Source organism: Paludisphaera sp. (genome assembly GCF_037189885.1).
Lineage (GTDB): Bacteria > Planctomycetota > Planctomycetia > Isosphaerales > Isosphaeraceae > Paludisphaera.
Map to the genome: position 1 here is coordinate 1 of NZ_JBBCIR010000079.1, position 7,722 is coordinate 7,722.

Sequence of the window (7,722 nt, forward strand, 5' to 3'; positions counted from 1 at the left end):
AGCGGTGCATCCTCTGGCTGAAGGAGAACCGCCGGCTCGCCACCCGGTTCGAGAAGCTCGCCGTGAACTTCCTGGCCATGGTCAAGCTCGCCATGATCCGCCGTTGCTTCCGACTCATCGAGCCGCCAGACAGAACCTAGTGTATACGGGCGGTTTGCCGATATACACTCGGAAGCGGCCAGTTACGCCACGCGGTCGGGAGGGAGGTCTCCACGCGAGCCGGGCTTGAGCCGTGGATCTCGTCCGAGGCGGCCCGTTCAAACCTCGTGGTCGGGGTCGTGACCGGCTCAGGTAAGCTGGCCCGCTCGGCGGTCGAGGCCGGGGCCGACTTCCTGTTCGTCCTGAACTCGGGCCTCGACCGCAGCCAGGGCGCCGGATCGCTGGCCGGCTTCCCGCCATGCGGCGGCGATCTTCCGCCTCAACGCGATGCTCCGCGGGAGCCGCGGCGTACCTGATCAGCCCTTCGCGGGCCGGAGCCCTCGCTGCCCCGAGGCTGACACCGTGGCAACAGCCCCTCCCGCGGGTAACCAGGGTAACGAGCGGAACCGTGAAATCCGTTGCGCGCGTCGGTCCGCCAGGCCGAAGTTGATTCGGCCAACCAAACCGAAGCCAGCGACCGAACAGCGGAAGGCGATCACGACGGCTTCCGAGCGGCCGCGGGCCCATCCGGCCGATCGTTTCGGAGAGCCGCCATCCGATGCGTGGTCGGCGGCCCATCCGAAGACGCGATGCAAGGTCGCTCCCCGACGGGCAAGACCGGAGCGCAAGGTCCGGATTCGACTCAGGGCTGACGTCAAACGGCGGCGAGGGGGGCCGTCGGTCGCCTTGAACCGCCGAGAGCGGCGCCCGCGAGGCGCGCGGCTCGCGAGGGGAAACCGAAGCCGGAGCCGCGTTGATGCAGTTGCTCCCGAGGCGCCTCCGCATCACTCCTCGGCCGACGCATGTGGGCTGCTCGCGACGGCCCCTCGTTCATCCTCTACCGTGAAGAAGGCCACGATCGGCCGATCCTCCGGCAGCTTGGCCCGGACCCGGGAGCCGTCCGTCTCGGCGTCGATGGTCGACCAGCTCCGCTCCCGCCACGGGCCCGAGTCGGTCGTGTAATGGAGTCTGGCCGACTCGAATCGCTGGCCCGCCACGACCTCGGCGGAAATCCAGCCGTCCTCGATCGCGGGCGTCGCCACGCGCGGGGGCGGCGTTCCTCCCTTCAGGACGCTGTCGACGAAAAGCCCGATCTCCTTCGGCGCCCAACCCTGCGGGTGACCGTGCGGCATCCCCACGGTCACGCGGAGGTCGACCGGGCCCTCCACGAGCCGGTAGGACTTCTGATAGCTGTCGAGCGGGTAGGCGAAGTCGTTCGTGCCGTTGACGAATAGGATCGGGCGGGAGACGCCTGGGAGGTAGCGCGAGGGGTCGAACTGGTCGCGCCATTGCTTCGTCCTGGCCTCGCCCATCCGCTCGAATCGCGGGAGCCAGGCGCTGTTCTCGTCGAGGAACCCGCAGCCGTAGACCGGGACGGCGACCTTCACGCGGTCGTCGATCCCCGCGACGATGCAGGTGAGGTAGCCGCCCCAACTGATCCCGGTCACCCCGATCCGGTCCCTGTCGACCTCGGGCCGCGAGGCCAGGAACGAGTGAGCCCGGACCGCCGCGGCGACGGCGTGGTACGACCACATCCGGTCAACCTCGTCCGGCGCGAAATCGCGGAACTTCTCCTCGTCGGACTGCTCCGGCCCGCCGTCGGGCAGCCGCTCGCCGTCCGGGCCGCGGCCGGACAGGTCCATGGCGATCGCCGCGTAGCCGCGATCGGCCCAGAGCTTCGCCCACTCGGGGAACGCCTTCCCGCCGCCGCCATGAACGAGCACCATCGCCGGGTAAGGGCCCGGGCCCTCCGCGGGCACGGCGTAATAGGCGAAGACCCGCGTCGGCTTCCCGGCGAGGGGGACATTCTCGTAGAAGACTTCGCGGATGCCGGTCTCGGGATCGGGGCTCGACACGATGGAAGCGGGTGTCCGCTTCAGCTCATCGAGGTTCCACGGGCCGGTGTATCGCTCGGCGCCGAAGGCCGGGGGCGACAGCAGGAGCAGGAGGACGCAGAAGGATCTTCGCATGGCTGGCTCGTTGTTCGTCCTGGTTGACGCCGGATGCCGGCGGATCGTGTTCGGGGCCCGACCCTGGCCGCGCGGCCCCTCGCTCCCTGAGTCGCGCGGCGGTGATCAGCCCAACTGATCCTTGAAGAACTCGACCGTCCGCTTCCAGGCGAGCTCGGCGGCGTCCCTGTCGTAGCGCGGCGTCGTGTCGTTGTGGAACCCGTGGTTGACGTTCGGGTAGATGCAGACCTCGTATTTCTTGTTCGAGGCCTTAAGCGCCTGCTCGAACGCGGGCCACCCCTCGTTGATCCGGGTGTCCAGGCCGGCGTAGTGGATCAGGAGCGGGGCCTGGATCCTGGGGACGTCTTCCGGCCGGGGCTGGCGGCCGTAGAACGGGACGGCCGCCGCGATCGTCTCCGGAATCCGCGCGGCCAGGGTATTGACCACGCCCCCGCCGTAGCAGAAGCCGACGGTGCCGACCTTCCCGGTCGATTTCGGGTGCGTCTTGAGGAACTCGGCCCCCGCGATGAAGTCCTCGATCATCTCGTCCGCGTCGCGCTTGGCCTGCATGGCGCGGCCTTCGTCGTCGTTCCCCGGATAGCCGCCCAGCGGGGTCAGCGCGTCGGGGGCGAACGCCAGGAAACCCTCGACGGCCAGTCGGCGGGCGACGTCCTCGATGTACGGGTTCAGTCCGCGATTCTCGTGGATGACGAGGACCACCGGGAACTTCGCGTCATCGGCCTTGGGGCGGGCGAGCAGGCCGCGGATCGTGCCGCCGCCCTTGGGCGACTCGTAGGTGACGTACTCGGCGTGGATCCGCGCGTCGTCGGGCGCGACCTGCCGGGCCAGCGCGTAGTTGGGACTGAGACGCTGGAGGAGCGCCTCGGCGGTGACCCCGCCGACGGCGAAGGCCGCCGCGCGGCGGGCGAACTCGCGGCGCCCCAGGCGTCCGTGCGCGTAGTCGTCGTAGAGGTCGAGCAGCCTCTGATCGAAGTCCCGCGCTCGTTCTCGGTCCATAACCATGCCTCCCGCGAAAAGGTTCTTCTCAAGGAGGGGGCGGAGGTCGCCTCGGGAAGCCCCGGATTGTCGCCGATGCGCGCGGTCGCGGCAAGCGGCCGGGCCGGGGGCATGTTGGACCAGGATGTCATCGCGCATACCGCCAAGGGACGCGGGTTAGGTTCTGTCTGGCGGCTCCAGAAGCGACACCATGGCGGCTCTCCCGAGGAGGCCGCCATGACGCGACGCTCTGAGCTGAAGGACGACGAATCCGCCCTGATCGCCGACCCGCCGCCGCCGAAGGGGAGGCCGGGCGGGCGGTGGAACGACCACCGGACCACCCTCGGCGTCGTCCTCTGGATCCTCCACGCCGAGGACCATCGGCGGAACCCGAAGTTCGACGCCGAGGCCTACCGGCGCCGCAACATCGTCTAGTGGCGCATCCTCTGGCTGAAGGTGAACCGGCGGCTGGCGACCCAGTTCGAGAAGCTCGCGGTCAATTTCCTGGCCATGGTGAAGCTCGCCATGATCCGCCGCTGCTTCCGACCCCTCAAGCCGTCAGGCAGGACCTGGTGGGCTACCCATGCCCGTGGAGGGTCAAGTCGAGTCTCCGGCACTGTGATGATTGAACGGCCTCGGACGTTCATCGACCTCCGAGGCCGTTTTCGTTGCGCGAACCCGACTCTCGCGGCGACAATCGGATAGAATCCATCGTCGCGAAGGGAGGGAATGTCGCATGGCCGAGGAAACGACCGTCGTCAGGAACGTCTGCCCGCTCGACTGTCCCGACACCTGCTCGATGATCGTGACGGTGCGCGGGGGCGAGGCGATCGGGCTAAAGGGCGACCCCGACCACCCCTTCACGCGCGGATTCCTCTGCCGCAAGATGGCCCGCTACCTGGAGCGGGTCTACGGCGAACGCCGTCTCATGAACCCGATGAGACGGGTCGGCGCGAAGGGGGAGGGCCGCTTCGAGCGGATCTCATGGGACGAGGCGCTGGACGCGATCGCCGGGCGCTTTCGGGATGTCGCGGCTTCGGTCGATGGCCCCCAGGCCATCCTGCCGTACAGCTATTACGGGACCATGGGCAAGATCCAGGCGAGCGGCCTGGACCGTCGCTTCTTCCACCGGCTCGGGGCATCGCAGCTCGATCGCACGATCTGCGCCTCGGCGGGGGGGCTCGGTTATGAGTACACCGTCGGCCGGGGGCGGCTGGGGGCCGACCCGCTGGCGGCGTCGCGGTGCAAGTTGGTGGTGAACTGGGGATCGAACACGGTCGACACCAATCCCCACCTGTGGAGCCTGATGGTCGAGGCCCGCAAGAAGCATGGCGCGACGATCGTAACGGTCGACCCGTATCGGAGCACGACCGCCGCGCGATCCGACTGGCACGTCCAGCCGCGACCCGGCACCGACGCCGCGCTGGCGCTCGGGCTGATGCACGTCATCTTCCGCGATGGCCTGGAAGACCGCGACTACCTGGAGCGGGCGACCGTCGGGGCCCCCCTGCTCCGCGATCGAGTCCTCGAGGAGTACCCGCCCGCCCGGGTGGCCGACATCACGGGCGTCGACGCGAATACGATCGAGGCGTTCGCGCGCCGGCTGGCGACCGAACGGCCGTCGCTGATCCGCCTGAACTACGGCATGCAGCGCCACCACGGGGGCGGCATGGCCGTGCGGACGATCGCCTGCCTGCCGGCCGTGGTCGGGTCCTGGCGCGACCACGGCGGGGGGGCGTTGCTATCCACGAGCGGCGCCTACGACTTCGACGTCGCGCGACTGACCCGCCCGGACCTCTCCCCCCCGGGGACGCGCGTGGTGAACATGAACCAACTCGGAGAGGCGCTCGCCGGCGAGCTGCCGGGGCCGCCGATCCGCGCGCTCTACGTCTACAACAGCAACCCCGCGGCCGTCGCCCCGAACCAGGCGAAGGTGCTGGAAGGGCTGCGTCGCGACGACCTGTTCACCGTCGTCCACGAGCTGTTCCCGACCGACACCTGCGATTACGCCGACATCGTCCTGCCCGCGACCACGCAACTCGAGCACGTCGACCTGATGGGCTCCTACGGGCATCACGAGGTGATGTACAACCCCCGCGCGATCGAGCCCCGGGGCGAATGCCGATCCAACGCCGACGTCTTCCGCGCCCTGGCCGCCCGCATGGGCTTCGAGCCCGAGCTGTTCCCCGACGACGACACCCTGATCCGCGAGGCCCTGGGCGACGGCCCGTCGCTTCGCGGGATCACCCCGGAACGGCTGCGCGCCGAGGGGTCGATCCGGCTGACGCTCCCAGAGACCTACGCCCCGTTCGCCGACGGCGTCTTCCCGACGCCTTCCGGCAAGTGCGAGCTGTACTCCGAACGCATGGCTCGCGACGGCTTCGATCCGCTGCCGACCTACACCCCGCCGCTGGAAGACCCGCGATCTCGGCCCGAGTTGGCGGCGCGTTACCCGATCCAGCTCCTGAGTCCGCCGAGGCCGTCGTTCCTGAACTCGACGTTCGCCGACTCCCCGCGCCACCGCGCTACGGCCGGCGACCCGACGGTCGAGATGGCCGACGACGACGCCCGCGCCCGGAACGTGGCCGAAGGCGCGTGGGTCGTGGTCTACAACGCCCGCGGAGCCTTCCGCGCCCGCGCGTCGCTCACCGGAGCCGTGCGCCCAGGCGTGGCGGTCGCCTCGGGCATCCACTGGAACAAGCTCTCCCCGGGCGGCTCCAACGCCAACGCCACCACCTCTTCGGCCCTCTCCGACATGGGCGGCGGCGCGACGTTCTTCGACAACCTCGTGGAGATCCGCCCCCTGAATCCGCATTCCAGCGACATCACCCCGCGCCCCTGTTGACAGCACGCCCCCGAACCCCTATCCTTTGTTCTCACGCCAACGCGGCGGGCAGGTAGCTCAGCTGGTAGAGCAACGGATTGAAAATCCGTGTGTCGGCGGTTCGATTCCGCCTCTGCCCACTTCCCGAACCTGTTGCGGTACAGCAACTTCGGGAATTCCCATCCATTTGATTCTGTCGTTTCCAAGGGCCTTCTCGCCTCGTATCCGACAGAGTAACCGAGACGACGACGGACGGCTACTCCAAACCACGTAGCCCCCCCGTTATCTCCTCTCGGTTCGGGCCGCACGGTCCGTCCCATCGATCGTGAGCCGGGCACAAAGCCGCCACTAGCCGACCGACCAGCTCGAAGATATGCTGTGGAAAGCCCCGGGCCGGCGTGGGATCGGGCTCGTCATCGACGGCGTTACAAAATTCCTCATTGCCGACCGTCGCATGCCGCCGAACATCATGAGTCTGAATCGCGACTTCGGGCCCTCTTCGTGGGTCAACCGGATCGAGTCGCGGGGTATAGGTGGCGGAGCTTGATGCGGGCGTCGGCGGTGGTGAAATGCCAGGCGACGCCGATGCGTCGCTCGTTGCGGTCTTCCTCCCAGGCGGCGACCTCGCGTCCCAGATCCTCCCGTGAGCCGATGCGGCGGTCGAGGCACTGGCCCGCCAGCACGCTCAGCTCGATCTCGGCCACGTTCAGCCACGAGCCGTGCTTCGGCGTGTGGTGGATCTCCAGCCGCTCGGCGATCGCCCGGGCCCGCTCGGGCGAGAAGGCCTCGTACAGGCTGGCGACCTTGTGCGTGTTGAGGTTGTCCATCACCAGCACGACCACCTCCGCCTCCTCGTGGACCTCCTCGACCAGCCAGGCGACGAACTCGGCGAAGTCCACGGCCGTGCGGCGGCCCGTGACCTTCACCGCCCGCTAGCCCAGCAGCGGCTCCGAGGCCATGAACAGGTTGGCCGTCCCGTTGCGGACGAATTCGTGGTCGACCCGCCCGCGACGGCCGGGGGCCGCAGGGATCGGCTCGGCGACCTCGCCGACGAGTTGCTTGCTCGCCTCGTCGAGGCAGACCATCGGCCGCCTGCCGTCGTAGGGGCGGTGGTACAACGTCCAGGATGTCCTCCATCGCCGCCGCCACGAACTCGGCGTCGGCGCGTTTTTTTCCAGGGCCGCGCGAACGGTCTCCGTCCCGATCGAGTCGACGACCTCCAGCTCGACGAGCCTCTCGGCCAGCAGCTTCATCGTCCAGGACTTCCGGCCCTGGGGGGGCCGAGCACGCCAGGGCGACCAGCCTCGCCTCGGCCGCGCCGTCGAGCCTCCGCGGCCGGCTGGGGCGCTCCTGGGGCTTGCGCCGGAGGGCCGATTCCAGGCTCTGCTCGACGAACCGCCCGCGGATCCGCTCGACGGTCGCGACGTCGGCCTCGACGGCCTCGGCGATCCGCCCGTCGATCCAGGCGGGCCTGCCCTCGGTCTGGTCGGCCTTCAGCAGGACGCGGGCGTGGGCCTGGACCAGGGCCGACGCCTTGCCGGCCCGGATCAGGTCCGACAGGGATTCCCTCTCCTCGGGCGTGAGCGTCACGCGATACTTCTTCATGGCGGCCTCCTCCTGGGTCGTCCATCAGCACCGTTCGCCGATCACCCCGCAAGACGACGCGGTCAGACCACTAGGTTCTGTCTGACGGCTCGTAAAGCGTTACGATGGCGGCTTCACCAGGGAGGCCGCGATGACGCGACGCTATGAGCTGAAGGACGAGGAATTCGCGCTGATCGCCGACCTGCTCCCGCCGACGGGGCGGCCGGGCGG

The 7,722-nt window shown here is 69.1% G+C and carries 4 protein-coding genes, 1 tRNA gene and 1 pseudogene; 3 read left to right on the forward strand and 3 right to left on the reverse strand.

Annotated elements, in window-relative coordinates; all coding sequences use genetic code 11:
- Positions 1-923 precede the first annotated feature (923 nt).
- Together WG209_RS20640 and yghX are read right to left on the reverse strand one after the other, a co-directional pair.
- The gene (locus tag WG209_RS20640; protein WP_337176984.1) at positions 924-2,108 is read right to left on the reverse strand and encodes an acetylxylan esterase; all 1,185 of its coding nucleotides are present in this window, start codon (positions 2,106-2,108) and stop codon (positions 924-926) included.
- A 105-nt stretch (positions 2,109-2,213) separates the two neighbouring features.
- Positions 2,214-3,104: a YghX family hydrolase gene (yghX, locus tag WG209_RS20645; RefSeq protein WP_337176985.1), complete on the reverse strand. Its 891-nt coding sequence runs from the start codon at positions 3,102-3,104 to the stop codon at positions 2,214-2,216.
- 216 nt (positions 3,105-3,320) lie between these two features.
- Here yghX and WG209_RS20650 point away from each other — a divergent pair, with 216 nt between their 5' ends.
- The 3 genes from WG209_RS20650 to WG209_RS20660 all read left to right on the forward strand — a co-directional run bounded on the left by WG209_RS20650 (position 3,321) and on the right by WG209_RS20660 (position 6,047).
- Positions 3,321-3,518 carry a hypothetical protein gene (locus tag WG209_RS20650; protein WP_337176986.1) on the forward strand — a complete coding sequence of 66 codons (198 nt, stop codon included), beginning with the start codon at positions 3,321-3,323 and terminating at the stop codon, positions 3,516-3,518.
- A gap of 301 nt (positions 3,519-3,819) precedes the next feature.
- Positions 3,820-5,928 carry a molybdopterin oxidoreductase family protein gene (locus tag WG209_RS20655; protein WP_337176987.1) on the forward strand — a complete coding sequence of 703 codons (2,109 nt, stop codon included), beginning with the start codon at positions 3,820-3,822 and terminating at the stop codon, positions 5,926-5,928.
- Between the two features lie 46 nt (positions 5,929-5,974).
- Positions 5,975-6,047 (forward strand) — tRNA-Phe (locus WG209_RS20660).
- A gap of 366 nt (positions 6,048-6,413) precedes the next feature.
- Here the strand turns inward: WG209_RS20660 and WG209_RS20665 are convergent.
- Positions 6,414-7,512, reverse strand: a pseudogene (locus tag WG209_RS20665) (IS630 family transposase).
- Between the last annotated feature and the right edge of the window lie 210 nt (positions 7,513-7,722).

Coding starts and splice junctions, on each gene's coding strand:
- yghX (WP_337176985.1), bottom strand. CDS start 3,104: ATGGACCGAGAACGAGCGCGGGACTTCGATCAGAGGCTGCTCGACCTC.
- WG209_RS20650 (WP_337176986.1), top strand. CDS start 3,321: ATGACGCGACGCTCTGAGCTGAAGGACGACGAATCCGCCCTGATCGCC.
- WG209_RS20655 (WP_337176987.1), top strand. CDS start 3,820: ATGGCCGAGGAAACGACCGTCGTCAGGAACGTCTGCCCGCTCGACTGT.
- WG209_RS20640 (WP_337176984.1), bottom strand. CDS start 2,108: ATGCGAAGATCCTTCTGCGTCCTCCTGCTCCTGCTGTCGCCCCCGGCC.